The organism is Arthrobacter sp. MYb224, from assembly GCF_002975455.1.
Lineage (GTDB): Bacteria > Actinomycetota > Actinomycetes > Actinomycetales > Micrococcaceae > Glutamicibacter.
Map to the genome: position 1 here is coordinate 461,222 of NZ_PCPU01000002.1, position 13,909 is coordinate 475,130.

The window sequence follows — 13,909 nt, forward strand, 5'->3', positions numbered from 1 at the left end:
AATGCAAAAACGAGCTCTAGCAGCAGCTACGACCCTCACCCTGGCCCTGTCTCTGACGGCGTGCTCCGCAGGGAGCGGCACCGCCGACGGAGAAGATGGGGGGATGGAGAAGTTCACCGTCGGTGTCATCGGGATAGGCTCGGACGCCGCTATCCAGACGGCCATCGACAAGGGATACTTTGCCGAGGAGGGCTTGGACGTGGAGACAACGGTTGTCGCGAATCCGCCTGCTGGAATAGCCGCGGCTCAATCCGGTCAGCTCGACGTTGCCTACACCCCGTCGATCCCGCTCATAAACGCACTTTCGCAGAATATAGAACTAAACGTCATTGCGGCAGCGGACGGCTACGCAACAGAGGCCTTGGAAGGCAAGGACCCGGGAAAATCCGATGATACGGGGTTGTTCATACGGCCGGATAGCGGCATTGCCCGCGCGCGCGATTTAGCGGGCAAAAGGATTGCAGTGCCCGCCCGCAAGGCACAGCTTGAGGTCACCGTGGCCAACATGGTGTTGAAGGACGGGGGAGACCCCGCGAGCATCAATTGGATGGTGCTGGATCCTGCCAGCTCACTGCAGTCGTTGCAGCAAGAACGCGTCGATGCGGCCGGTTTAGTGGCACCTTTCACCACTAACGCACAAGCTGAGGGAATGAAGCTGCTCGGAAGCCCTGGAATCGAGTTTTTTGAGGCCGGGGCCGTAGGGCTATGGGTGGCTGGGGCCAAGCAGATAGCCGAAGAACCCGAAAGCGTTGCCGGCTTCCAACGCGCTATCTATAGGGCAAACGCCTACGCCAACGAACACCTGGATGAGATGGACGAACTGGCTTCAGAAATTACCAGCCTCGATTTGGAAACTATCAAAAACGGCGCCGATCCGTACTGGCCGAGCAGCGTTGAACTCAAGGACTTGCAGCGTGTCGACTCCAACCTGGTCAACCTTGGGTACCTGAGCCAGGAGGTGGGGCTTGATGAAACGCTCATCCACGGTGCCCAGTAGACGAGACGGGCAGACGCTCTCGCAAAAGCCCGGCAACCAGAATGAGGCTCGTGGAATCAACTACGAGTCGCCAGCAGCCAAGTTCGGCTTCGGGATCCTCGGTGCTGTTTTGCTACTCGGGCTGTGGCAGTTTGCCGCGATCCGCGGAACTTTCGGGAATGGGCTTCCAACGGTGTCCGCAACACTGATCGAGCTCTTCGCCCTGTTCGGTAATCCCGAATTCTGGACCGACACTTTCACCACTATCTGGCTCGCGGTCTTGGGCATGGTCATCGCGGTGGTTGCCGGCGTGATGCTCGGCCTTCTGATCGGCACCATCGATTGGGTGCGATATGCAACTCTGGCTGTAACCGAATTCTTCAAGCCCATACCGCCGATCGTCGTGCTGCCGCTGTGCGTGATGATCTGGGGCCCAACAAATACCATGGCACTCGCCCTAGTGCTGCTCGGAACCGTCCTGTCAACCACTATTCAGGTAATTGCGGGAGTAAACGACACCGACCCGGTGGCGCTGAGTACTGCCCGTTCCTACGGGATGGGCCGTGTCGAACGCCTGCTGCGCGTCACCCTTCCATCAGCTTCGCCTTACATCGGTACGTCCGTACGCATCGGAGCCCCCGCGGCCCTGATCATAGTGGTGGTTGCAGGTTTGCTCGGCGGAGCGCCGGGCTTGGGAAGCGCGATTTATCGTTCCCAGTCTGCCGGGGATTTCCCGCAAACCTACGCGCTGGTTCTGGTGCTTGGTGTGTTGGGGCTCGTTGCCCAGAATCTTTCGAGCATGATCGAACGACGTGTGCTTCATTGGCACCCGGCCTTCCGGGAGGACGTAAAGTGAAACGCCACCTATTCAACCTAGCCTTGGCCATCACGGCCCCCTTTGTGCTGATCCTCGCGTGGTTCAAGGCATCCAGCCAGTCGACCAATGCGTTTTTCCCGCCGTTGAGTGATATTTTGGTTCGTTTTGCCGACTTATGGATTTTTGAACACTTTGTTAGTGACATCATCCCGAGCATGCGTAACTTGATCATCGGCTTCGCCCTGGCTGCGGTGCTCGGTGTGGTCATCGGATTCATCCTTGCTACGGTGCCAGTTCTGCGCGTCTTGTTCGAGCCATCGTTGCACCTGCTACGTGGTATTCCGCCGGTGGCTCTGGTTCCGATCCTGATTACTCTGGTCGGTTTCACCGACCAGATGCGCATTTCATCAATCGTGATCGCTGCGGTCTTCCCGACTTTGATCGCGACCATGGATGGGATCAAGGCTGTAGATGCTTCGTTGAAAGACGTGTGCACCGTCTACCGGCTCGATCGCAAAGACCGGTTGCTGTCGGTGTATCTGCCCTCGGCCAGTCCACAGATTGCCGCAGGCATGCAAGTTAGCTTATTAGTGGCATTCATTGTGATGATCGCTTCCGAAATGATGGGCACCGCACAGGGCATCGGCGCGATGACCCTGCTTGCGCAACAGACCTTCATGGCTGCTGACATGTGGGCCGGGATACTCTTACTCGGCCTTATCGGCTTTCTGAGCAACGTCCTTTTCGACCTCGTCAAAAACCGGGCACTGTCCTGGTACATCGGATCCAAGAAAATGGAGAAGGTATCGTGAACTCCACCATCCCCACCACTACACAGCCCAAAGCAGGGTCCACACCTGTCGCGCGACTAGAAGTTCAAGGCCTTGCCAAAACATACGGACACGGACCGAAATCCGTTGAGGTCATCAAAGACCTGACGTTTTCGATACATGCTGGCGAAGTGGTGTGCATTGTTGGGCCTTCGGGCGTCGGCAAAACCACCCTGCTCAAGTGCTTGGCAGGACTTCAGCCTTCAAGCGGCGGGACCATGAAGATCGATGGACACCAAGTCTCCGGCCCACCGGCCGAGATGGCGTTGGTGTTCCAGGACTACTCGCGGTCGCTGATGCCGTGGCTGACAGTTGAGAAAAACCTGCTCCTGCCGCTGCGCCATTTGCATCTCCCAGCGGCCGAGGTTCGCACTCGGATCGAGGAAGCGCTGAATGAAGTAGGACTGTCCCACGCAGCGAAACGTTATCCATGGCAGCTCTCGGGCGGGATGCAGCAACGTGTGGCGATCGCTCGGGCATTGGCCTACCGCCCGGAGATCCTGATCATGGATGAGCCATTCGCGTCGGTGGATGCGCAGACCCGATTCGATTTGGAGGACTTATGCCTGAAGATCCGCGATGAGCTAGGAATGACGATCTTGCTCGTCACGCACGATATCGACGAAGCTGTCTATTTGTCGGATCGAATTGTTGCCATCGGCAACAAGCCGGCCCAAGTCCTCGAAGTCTTGCCCGTCGATCTTCCCCAGCCGCGCAATCAGATCACCAGCCGTGCATTACCGGAATTCTCCGGTCTGCGCACGAAGGTCCTGTCATTGATTCGGCAGTCCGAATCATGAGCGGACCAGAGGTGACGCGCCCAAACATTCTAGTTTTCATTGCTGACCAACTACGTGCAGACCATTTGGGAGCATATGGAAATGATGAAGTGCGTACCCCAAACCTCGATCGGTTAGCAGAACGGTCCACCGTGTACGAGAACGCACATGTGGCGAATCCGACCTGCATGCCCAACCGGGCCAGCCTGCTGACAGGACGCTGGCCGAGCGCGCACGGCACGCAGTACAACGGTATTCCCGTTGATCCCGAGGCTTCGACGTTTGTTCGCCAACTGGCCAGTTGTGGATACCGAACCTCAGCGGTAGGAAAATTACACCACCAGAACATGGGATGGGACTTTGAGCCAGAACAGCTTGAACAGATCAGGGCCAGTGCTCCGGGGCTGATGGACCCTCGATTGCCCGATGCATTTAACCGACTCCGAGAACCAGGCTGGGATCAGTGTGAAAACCGGGAACGTCATGCTGCTTCGTTCATTCCGATGCCCGAAGACTATTACGGTTATCAGAATGTAGACCTTGTCATTGGGCATGGCGATGCTCCGGGCGGACATTGGGCTCACTGGGCCCGCGAACAAGGCATAGATCCCGAGTTGCTGGGCGGCTCAAAAGCCGGTACCAATGTGCTTGATAGCTGGGAACAAGTTTATACGTCATCGATTCCTGCCTCTGCACACCCGACTAGGTATATCGGGGTGAAGGCCAGCGAGCAGGTGCGCAAAGCAGCTGGCGAAGACGATCCTTTTTTCATGTTCGTTTCTTTTCCCGACCCGCATCATCCCTTTGCCCCGCCGCGTGAATACTCGCGTCGGTACGACCCCGACAGTTTGTCGCTTCCGGTTGGATTCGGCCAAGACCATTCGCGTTCTCCAGAGCACATTCGGAAGATGATCGCTCAACGCGGGCAACCCAACGGAGATCCAACCATGACGTTTTCGGTGACGGAGACGCAATATCGGATGGCAGCCGCCGCTCAGTATGGCCTGATCGAGTTTATGGACGAGCAAATTGGCGAAGTACTTCAGACTCTGGAAGAAACTGGGCAGGCAGATAACACCATTGTGGTATTTACTTCCGACCACGGTGACCTCTTCGGCGATCATGGATTGATGCTCAAGCACTTCGTCCATTACCGAGCCGTCACGAGGGTCCCGCTGTTGATTCACATGCCCGGGCAGAAGGTCGCAGAGCACAGGGCCGATTTGATTTCCAGCGCCGATCTGGCCCCGACATTTATGGATCTGGCACAGGTTCCAGCATTCCGAGGAATCCAGGGGCGGAGCCTGTCAGAAAACGGTGAGCTACGTGTCGGCGACGGTGCACGCGCTTTGCTGATCGAAGAGGACCAGCCGTTTTCACTGGAGGGACTGCCTGCGCCGGTTCGCATGCGCTCGGTCATCACCCCCGAAGGGAGGCTGACTAAGTATTTCGGTACCGATACCTACGAACTCTATGATCATCGGAACGATTATGACGAGATGGAAAACCTAGCGGGTTTGCAACAGGCTCAGGGCCTCAAGCATCGACTTGAAATGGCGTTGAATGAAGAATTGGTGAATCTAGCATCTGCCCAAGTCAGGCCAGTGGCGTCGGCTTAGCTTGGAACTTATGAGCAGGCGGGAGCGTTGTCGTTTCAATCGGTGCTCCCGCCTGCTGATAAGACCGAATGCGACGAACGGGGGTTGTGCCACGTTCAGCGGTTCCCGTATGGTGGAAATTGTAGGTCTAAAGAAAGTACTGACCAACCATCATCCGGCACACCGCGACGGAGCGTTTCGCCTTACCTGGCAACGACGCCGCGGGAATTGTGTAGATGGAAGCCTGATGTCCACCTTAAATGCGTTGGTTCGGGTTCCTTTGCGGTCGGATGAATGGTCATGCGCGTTCCTACGCTATGCCACAAGTTTCGTGGGTACTGCGTTTTCGTCATTCAGAACTTTCTTGAAAGTAGAGTATTTCAATGTCTATTGAAGCCAGCAAAGACCTAAAGACCATCACCGACGAAGAGATCTTCAACGCCCATCTTGGCGGCAAGCTCACCGTTCAGTCGAAGATGCCACTGAATTCCAAGCGCGATCTTTCCATTGCATATACCCCGGGCGTAGCCAAGGTTTCCCAGGCGATCGCCGATGACCCAGCCATGCACGCCACCCATACCTGGGCCTCACGCATGGTCGCCGTCGTTTCGGACGGCACCGCTGTCCTTGGCCTCGGCGACATCGGTGCCGCCGCATCGCTTCCGGTGATGGAAGGCAAGAGCGCATTGTTCAAGGAATTCGGCGGCTTGGATTCGATCCCGCTGGTGTTGAACACCACCGACGTAGATGAAATCGTCGAAACCGTGATCCGCCTCCGCCCAAGCTTCGGCGCGGTCAACCTCGAAGACATTTCGGCGCCGCGCTGCTTCGAAATTGAAAAGCGTCTGATCGAAGCCCTGGATTGCCCGGTCATGCACGATGACCAGCACGGCACCGCTGTGGTGGTGCTGGCGGCCCTGATCGGTGCTGCTCGCCAGACCAAGCGAGAAATCAGCTCGCTGAAGGTTGTAGTTTCGGGTGCCGGGTCGGCCGGTGTCGCGGTCACCAACCTGCTGCTGCAGGCAGGCGTTGATGATGTGATCGTGCTCGATTCGCGCGGCACCATCCACCGCGACCGCGATGACCTGAACTCGGTCAAGGCGGAACTGGCGGCACGCACCAACCGTGAAGACGTCATGGGCGGCCTCGCCGAGGCATTGGACGGAGCAGACGTCGTTGTCGGGCTGTCCTCCTCGCAGTTTGATGAGTCAGCGGTGGCCAAGATGAACGAGAACGCGATCATCTTCGCCCTGTCGAACCCCACCCCGGAGATCATGCCGGAGGTTGCCAAGCGCTACGCGGCCGTGGTGGCCACCGGACGCAGCGACTTCCCGAACCAGATCAACAATGTGCTGGCCTTCCCCGGGATCTTCCGTGGTGCCTTGGATTCGGGCGCCAAGAAGATCACCGAGGCGATGAAGGTGGCCGCGGCACACGCGATCGCCGATCTGGTCGGCGAGGACCTCGCCGCGGATTACATCGTTCCTTCGGCGATCGACGACCGTGTGATGCCGGCCGTTGCCGCCGCGGTGGCCGCGGAAGCTAAGAACGCGAAGTAGGCTTATTGCGCAACGCAACGCAGCGCACCTGCTCAGACCGATACGGCGAGAGCAGGTGCGCTGCGTCGTTTAAGGCTAGTTATCGCTGGACGGGCGGCGGTGACTCTCGCCAGGGGCAGCACTTGTGCATGGACACTTTCTGGCTCACTCATAGTCAGGTTGCTCCATGGGGTAGGAGGCCTTGTTTGAAACGCCGGCTCTGTTCGGATTCGCTGCTGGCACCGTGAAACTGCGTAAATCCGAACCAAGCGGTGACGGGAGGTACGAAAGCCAGCCAGAGGCGGCATGCGGGGAATGCTGCGGGTCAACGCGGTGAGCCAACCGTGCTCGGGAGATGCGCCAACCACGAGCATCCGCGCGAGCGCGCCTTCGCGGCACAAGCAGTGTGACGGTTGCTCCAGATTACCCAGTGCACCGCCCCGCCAGCTGAATAGATGAAGTCACTCGGGAATGCCGTGTACGACCGGGAAAACCAGTTCCCACGCACGGAATGCGCGGGAACTGGCAGATCGCAGGAAGATCCGTACGCTAGCTGATCGGGCCGCCGTCCGAGTACATCACCGAATAATGCGAAATATCCTTGCCCGAGGAATGCCAGTTGGTCACGCTGGAAACTCCCGGATCATAGTATGTGTATTCGGGTCCATTGCCTTGTTTGGCCGAACCTGCCTTGACGCAGACGGCAGTAATGACCATGCCCTCGGGGGCCATGATGGTTGCCGTTCCGCCGCCGGAACCGTCGATATGCCCGGTGTCCCAACTTGGGCATACCGCGCCAGCAGGCGGGGCCGCGCTGGCCGGTGCGACAGCACCTAGTGCGGAAAGTGCGGCCACTGCGGCCACTGCGAGTAATCGCTTCATTGTTCACTCCTGAATCGGTAGCGAGTAGGTGGCCGCGAACCGAAGGCCCGTGGCTTCTGCGCGCCGGTTGGTGAAGTTCGGGGCGCTGTCCTTGAAGCGTGGCGCAGGAATTCCCCACGCGTTTCCCAACTACCACCCAGCACGTGACAGGCGAGCAATGACACAAGGCGCCCGCGAATACGCAATGAATTGTTAGAACTTAAGCTAGGCGGAAAAATACTCGCTTGGCGCGCATGCGGGACACTTGATTTCCTGCTTTTCTCGGATAGGTACTACTTGATCATGCTGCTATTCGAGGTGCGCTGGCTGCCCGGCACGGATGCAGGCCAACGAGAGGTCGGCCAGCGGTCGATCGAAAGTTGTCCAGAGATGCTGCCGGAGTTATCCACAAATTTCGAGTTGCTTGTCGCCAAGCTCAGCTGCGGGTCAACACTTGGAGTGTCAATAGGACGAAGCCCAAGGAGACCAGCCATGTGCTTGCAATGTGATGGATTTTCAAACGAAGAAGTCGAACTGCAGATCACAAACACGATTCGCATGTACGGCAACGCGGTGCAATTCATCGAAAACCCCGACCCGACCAAGACCTTCGGCTACACCGTCGGACTGACCGCACACGGGCACCCGGAATTCCTGGTGCGAGGCCTGGATATGGTGACAACCTGCGAGCTGCTGAATCCATTGGCCCAGCGGGTCATTAAAACCGGTGAAATCTTCGGGCACCAGCATACTGCCCACTACCTCGGGCAGCAGCTGCTCTATTTCATGCGCCTCCCTGATGCCGGCGCACACCTGTTGGAGGCCGTTGTGCGCTACGGTACCGCGATGACGGCATTGGAAATTCACATCATCGATTCCTGGCCGCCACCACCTGAGCTGTTGGCCGAAGCCGCCAGGAGGGATGGCACCGGCTGCGGCTCTGACACGTCTTGGTGGGGCAGACCCTCAGCAAACAAAACGGCCTGGCAACTCTGGATTCGTCGGTGTTCCGGTTCTCATGGACGTGTATTCCGCGTGCACTGCACGCAATTGAGTAGGCGCATTGAACTACGGATCTTCAGGGGCGACGGCGACCCGCACTACGAGAAACCGTGGCCGCGTGACCAGAAGGGCCATGAGGTTATCGATCTGCGTGCCCCCGGCCTAGAGGACGAACGCCAAGGTAGAACTGTGCCATGCGGGGTGCACCCATATTGTCTTGCACCTTGAGTACGGGGAACTACCGCAACACTTAGACATGTAGCCCGACTTCGCTTGGGCATTCAGTAGCGAAGAGGCGGAACAGTTCCCCCAACGCGTACCAAACATGCGGAGTTGAGAACCGCGAAATCCACCACACCAGCGGCTGATCCTGCAAGGATCAAACGATCCGACAACGGTGGCCTGACGGAGTATGTTCTCTGGGTCCTTATCTTCCGCTGCGGTGACCCCATGCCGCCGATTCCGACGAGGGCGAAGGCTGCAATCTGGACTCCGCGACCAAACCCATGATTCCTTGGGGGAACAAGCCACCATGCCCCGGTTACGGAGGCAGAGCCTGTAACAATCATGACAAGCCCCACAACGAGAAACGTCCATACAGCGATGTTCTTGGCCGGTGGGAACTAGGATTCGGTTTCACCCTAAGCCTTCGCCCCGCGCAACCTTGGTCCCGCAGTCGGCAAGATGCGGCCTGAAACCGGGGACCACGGCTTTTGCTCTGTCCAACAGAATCCAGTGCATTGTGCGATCGCGGACACATTCGCGATCCTAGCCACCACCGAATGGAACAAGTGGGAACATCTGCTGAAAACCCAATCCATGCTCCGAGCAGGTGACCCCGCGGATTCAGAGAATATCTTGTAGTCCAGCTTGTTCGGCAGCGTCTGATCCAAGGCGCGAATGGCGAAGAACTGCTTGAATCCAAGGATCTTCAAGGCATCATTGACCGAGGGGCCGTCGCACACTGTGCCGCCCGTTCCACGAATCATCAGCTGTCGAATATCGCGACTGAAAAAGCCTCGTTCTGTATCTTGCAGTTCTTGTAGGCGATGAGTTTCCTCGGCCGAGGCGACACGCAGTGCTCCGTTCATGAGCTGCCCTCGCATGGCAGAAGGGGTGCATTTTGGAGACCGGACAAAACCCGTGCAATTAGCGACCCTTGGTCTGACCACACGCGGTCATGTTTCACTCCAAATTTGGGATGCGGTGCAAGTAGTGCTTGTGGATGAGTGTCGGTGGAAGGCCGGCCAGAAAAGTGAGTAGGCTTGTAATTATGGCTTTCCGAAATCGTCGCGCTGCGGCTCTCCCAGCAAAATTATCCCGTTCGTGGCTTCTGGTCAACGCCGCCAAAGAAGAAGACTTCGGACCCGGCCTAGCTTGTGAAGCGGACTCGGTAATTTTTGATATGGAAGCTGCCGTTCCGGACGACAAAAAGGCCTTCGCCCGTGACAACGTGGTGCGCGCTCTATCCAACGGCATGACCGCCTGGGTGCGCGTTAACGGCACCGACACCGACTTCTGGGCCGATGATCTCGCGGCTCTCGCGGAAACCCCGGGCCTGCGCGGGGTCATGCTGGCCATGACCGAAAAACCAGAGCAGGTCACTTACACCGCGATGCGCTTGCGCGCAGGCACCCCGGTGCTCGCGCTGATCGAAACCGCCGTAGGCATCGAAAACGCCACGAACATTGCCTCGGCTCCGGGCACCTTCCGCCTGGCCTTCGGCGTGAACGACTTCCGCAAGGACACCGGTGTCTCCGATGACCCGTTGGCCCTGGCCTATGCCCGAGGCAAGCTCGTCATGGCTTCCCGCGTGGGTAAGCTGCCCGGCGCTATCGACGGCCCGCCGCCTGCCGGTGCGAGCGCCGCGAAGGTTACCGAAGATACCCTGGTAACCGCATCGATGGGCATGACCGGGAAGCTCTCCCTTTCCCGCGACCACGTCGACGGCATCAACGCCGCACTCGCACCAAGCGAGGACGAACTGTCCTGGGCCATGGAGCTGCTCGAAGCTCACGCGGCCGGTGCGTCGGTAGGCGACGGTTCCTACCTGCCGCGTCTAGCCCGTGCACAGAAGATCGCAGATCTGGCCGACTCCTACGGATTGTGGAACGCCTAGTCCGCAACTGCACTCCATTACCTCTCGTGCGCAATGGAACGGCCGGTAATCTGCATTCACCGGCCGTGCCACGACGAGCGGGCCTAGATACCCCTTCGGTCGCCGCGAATTAGACGAGCGACGCCGTACCCAGCAGCTCTTCGATGGGCAAGTGGGGCAGGGAAAATTCGTCCGCCACCGATTTGAAGGTCACTTGGCCGTCGTGCACGTTCAGGCCGTTGGCCAGACCGGCGTCTTCGCGCAGCGCCTGCTTCCAGCCCTTGTCCGCGATACGCAGCGCATAGGGCAGGGTGGCGTTGGTCAGTGCCGCGGTGGAAGTCTGCGGGACGGCCCCGGGCATGTTGGCCACGCAGTAGTACACGGCGTCGTGGACCTTGAAAGTCGGTTCGGCGTGCGTGGTCGGGCGCGAACCTTCGAAGCAGCCGCCCTGGTCGATTGCGATATCCACGAGCACGGAGCCCGGGCGCATGTGCTCGACCATATCGCGGGTGACCAGCTTTGGCGCAGCCGCGCCCGGGATCAGCACCGAACCGATGACCAGATCGGCGGCGGCCACCTCGGAGGCAATCGACAGGCGCTGCGAGGCCAGGGTCTTGATGCGGCCCATGAAAGCCAGATCGATTTCGCGCAGCCGGGAGAGGTTGATATCGATGATGGTCACGTCGGCCCCCATCCCCATGGCGATGGTGGCCGCATGCGTGCCGGCCACGCCGCCGCCGATCACCACAACCTTGGCCGGGCGCGTACCGGGCACGCCGCCCATCAGCACGCCGGCGCCGCCGTTGGGCTGCTGCAGCTGGACGGCACCAATCTGGGCCGCAAGGCGCCCGGCGACCTCGGACATCGGAGCCAGCAACGGCAAGGTGCGCCCCGACGCGACGGTCTCATAGGCGATGGCGGTGGAACCGGCGGCCAGCAGCGCGTCGGTGCACTCTCGCGAGGCGGCCAGATGCAGGTAGGTGAACAGCAGCTGTCCGGAGCGCATGCGATGGTACTCCGCGGCGATCGGCTCCTTGACCTTCAAGATCATCTCCGCCTCGGCCCAGGTGGCATCCGCGCCGGCGGCGATGCGCGCGCCGGCCGCGAGATAGGCCTCGTCGGCATTCCCCGAGCCGACGCCTGCACCGGTTTCGACGATCACATCGTGGCCGCGGGTCACAAACTCGGACACGCCGGCTGGTGTCATGGCGACGCGAAATTCGTTATTCTTGATTTCCTTTGGGACACCAATGATCATGGCAGTCAGTCCTCTCGTGAGACATGTCGGGCAAGGACATCGAATCGATATCGGGACGATGCTCGCCGTAGTAGTTACTCACCAGATTAGAGTTTACAACGGGTTTTGCGGGGCTCTGCCGAATAATCTACGGTTATATCTAGAAAATCTGTTTTATATCGCAGAAGTTTTCCACTGAGTGGGCTGCGTCACCGTCAGATCTACGGGCTCCATAATCTGTGGCAATAGCTCGCCGACTTAGGAGAGCAGTTGTCGAGACTGGCCCGGCGCTGGAGGTTCCCTGAGCTGGCTGTCAGGCAATTTTCGGCTCTGGGCCATCACGTCGTGCGCCGTCGCTGGAGCAAAGCGGCGTCAATCCCTCGGGCATCAGCCTTTTGACGGCTCCGACCCGGAAGACGGCTGCTCCCGCGATGGTGGGACCAGCCAACTGCGTATGCGCTGAGCAGCAAAAAGGACTGCCGCCGTAGCGGCCCGACAGGGCCGATACAGCGGCAGTCCTCGCAATGCGCGGTGCGGTTGCTTAGCGCTTAGCGTCGAGGCTCTGGATCATCCTGAACTTCGTGTGCTCCGCGATGGTGCGAAGAGCCAACCACGTTGCCGGCCTTCCACTCGGCCCAGCCTGGACGGCCGGACATGAAGTCCTCGATCTGGTCCTTGTTGGCTTCCAACTTCGGGTCATTCTTCAGGTACCAGCGAGTTTCGCGAGCCACCATGCCGGAGAGGATCAGCAAGCCGATGAGGTTTGGCAGGGCCATCAGGCCGTTCATCATGTCCGAGAAATTCCAGACCGGGGTCAGCTCGGTGGTGCAGCCAACGTACACGACCAGCGAGAAGATCACGCGGAAAGGCATGACGCCCTTGCGGCCAATGAGGCGCTCGATGTTGCGCTCACCGTAGTAGCACCAGCCCAAGATGGTGGAGAAGGCGAACATGACCAGGCCCAGGGTCACGATCCAGTGGCCCCATTCGCCCGGCAGGCCGTTGGTGAATGCCTCGCCGGTCATCAGCGAGGCGGCGATCTGTTCGCCGGTTGCCTCATCGATCAGCTTCCAGGTGCCGGTGGTGATGATGACCAGTCCGGTGCAGGTGACCACGATGATCGTATCGATAAAGGTCTGGGTCATGGAGACTAGGCCCTGGCGAACCGGGTGCGTGGTCTGCGCCGCGGCTGCGGCGATAGCTGCCGAGCCCATGCCGGATTCGTTGGAGAAGATACCGCGAGCCACACCGAACTGGATGGCGATGATGATGGCCGAGCCGACGAATCCGCCGACCGCCGAGGAGCCGGTGAAGGCGTCGGTGAAGATCTGGCCGAAGGCAGCTGGGATGCCGCTGACGTTGGAGATCAAGATGAAGATCGCTGCGGCCACGTAGAACACGATCATTACCGGAACGAATGCCGCGGTGACTCTGCCAATGGACTTGATGCCACCGACCAGAACTGCGATCGACAAGATGGTGAGAACCACGCCGGTGACCCATGGGATCACGTTGAAGGAGTTCTCCAGGTTGGCTGCAATCGAGTTGCCCTGGGTCATGTTGCCGATGCCGAAGCTGGCAAGGGTCGCCGCAATAGCGAAGAACAGCGCAAGGAACTTGCCGAATGGCCCCTTGATGCCGCGCTCAAGGTAGTTCTGCGGACCGCCGGACTTTTCACCAGCCGTGTCGGTGCCGCGGAAACGGACACCCAAGTAGGCTTCGGTGTACTTCGAAGCCATGCCGAGCAGGCCGGTGACCCACATCCAGAACAACGCGCCGGGGCCACCGATGCCGATGGCCGTGGCAACGCCGACGATGTTACCCGTCCCGACGGTGGCCGCCAGTGCGGTGGTGAGCGCCTGGAACTGCGAGACGTCGCCATCGGCGCCCGGGTCCTTGCGCTTGAAGATTCCTAGCCTGAGTGCCGGGATGAGTTTGATGAACTGCAATCCGCCGAGGCGGATGGTGAGGTAGAGGCCGGTGCCCAAGAGCAACGGGATGAGGACAAACGGTCCCCAAATGACCGAGGAGATATCTCCGAAGAGTGTTCCCAATGAGTCCATGAGTTCTAGATCCTTCGATGCGAGTGAGAAGCGATGATGACTGTCATCGTAGGTGACATCCTCAGTCATCCTACGTGATGGTGAGAGTCAAGTCACAAACGCTGTTTCGT

Annotated in this window: 11 protein-coding genes; 8 read left to right on the forward strand and 3 right to left on the reverse strand. The window is 59.2% G+C overall.

Features of this window, described 5'->3' with window-relative positions; all coding sequences use genetic code 11:
• Position 1 precedes the first annotated feature (1 nt).
• From CQ017_RS05280 to CQ017_RS05305, 6 genes are all read left to right on the forward strand, one after another.
• Positions 2–997 (forward strand): ABC transporter substrate-binding protein, encoded by a 996-nt coding sequence (locus tag CQ017_RS05280; protein ID WP_105552842.1) that lies wholly within the window; start codon positions 2–4, stop codon positions 995–997.
• Positions 969–1,832, forward strand: coding sequence for an ABC transporter permease (locus CQ017_RS05285; RefSeq protein ID WP_105552843.1), 864 nt, complete (start codon positions 969–971; stop codon positions 1,830–1,832). Before CQ017_RS05280 ends, CQ017_RS05285 begins: the two co-directional genes overlap by 29 nt.
• 23 nt (positions 1,833–1,855) lie before the next feature.
• A complete protein-coding gene (locus CQ017_RS05290; RefSeq protein WP_258133501.1) occupies positions 1,856–2,605 on the forward strand; it encodes an ABC transporter permease in 750 nt (249 codons plus the stop codon).
• A gap of 8 nt (positions 2,606–2,613) precedes the next feature.
• Positions 2,614–3,423 carry an ABC transporter ATP-binding protein gene (locus CQ017_RS05295; protein ID WP_181148416.1) on the forward strand — a complete coding sequence of 270 codons (810 nt, stop codon included), beginning with the start codon at positions 2,614–2,616 and terminating at the stop codon, positions 3,421–3,423.
• Positions 3,420–5,021: a sulfatase gene (locus CQ017_RS05300; RefSeq protein WP_105552845.1), complete on the forward strand. Its 1,602-nt coding sequence runs from the start codon at positions 3,420–3,422 to the stop codon at positions 5,019–5,021. The genes CQ017_RS05295 and CQ017_RS05300 overlap by 4 nt, the downstream gene beginning before the upstream one ends.
• A gap of 362 nt (positions 5,022–5,383) precedes the next feature.
• Positions 5,384–6,559 (forward strand): NADP-dependent malic enzyme, encoded by a 1,176-nt coding sequence (locus tag CQ017_RS05305; RefSeq protein ID WP_105552846.1) that lies wholly within the window; start codon positions 5,384–5,386, stop codon positions 6,557–6,559.
• 528 nt (positions 6,560–7,087) lie between these two features.
• Here the strand turns inward: CQ017_RS05305 and CQ017_RS05310 are convergent.
• Positions 7,088–7,420: a hypothetical protein gene (locus CQ017_RS05310; protein ID WP_105552847.1), complete on the reverse strand. Its 333-nt coding sequence runs from the start codon at positions 7,418–7,420 to the stop codon at positions 7,088–7,090.
• 471 nt (positions 7,421–7,891) lie between these two features.
• Here CQ017_RS05310 and CQ017_RS05315 point away from each other — a divergent pair, with 471 nt between their 5' ends.
• Positions 7,892–8,629, forward strand: coding sequence for a DUF4262 domain-containing protein (locus CQ017_RS05315; RefSeq protein WP_219843915.1), 738 nt, complete (start codon positions 7,892–7,894; stop codon positions 8,627–8,629).
• A 1,045-nt stretch (positions 8,630–9,674) separates the two neighbouring features.
• On the forward strand, positions 9,675–10,520 hold the full coding sequence (locus CQ017_RS05325) for a CoA ester lyase (RefSeq protein WP_105552849.1): 846 nt from the start codon (positions 9,675–9,677) through the stop codon (positions 10,518–10,520).
• Positions 10,521–10,629: 109 nt separating this feature from the next.
• On the opposite strand, the gene ald is transcribed toward CQ017_RS05325, so the two are convergent.
• Positions 10,630–11,757: an alanine dehydrogenase gene (gene ald, locus CQ017_RS05330; protein WP_105552850.1), complete on the reverse strand. Its 1,128-nt coding sequence runs from the start codon at positions 11,755–11,757 to the stop codon at positions 10,630–10,632.
• Positions 11,758–12,284: 527 nt separating this feature from the next.
• Complete coding sequence (locus CQ017_RS05335) at positions 12,285–13,799, reverse strand: sodium:alanine symporter family protein (protein ID WP_105552851.1); 1,515 nt, start codon at positions 13,797–13,799, stop codon at positions 12,285–12,287.
• Between the last annotated feature and the right edge of the window lie 110 nt (positions 13,800–13,909).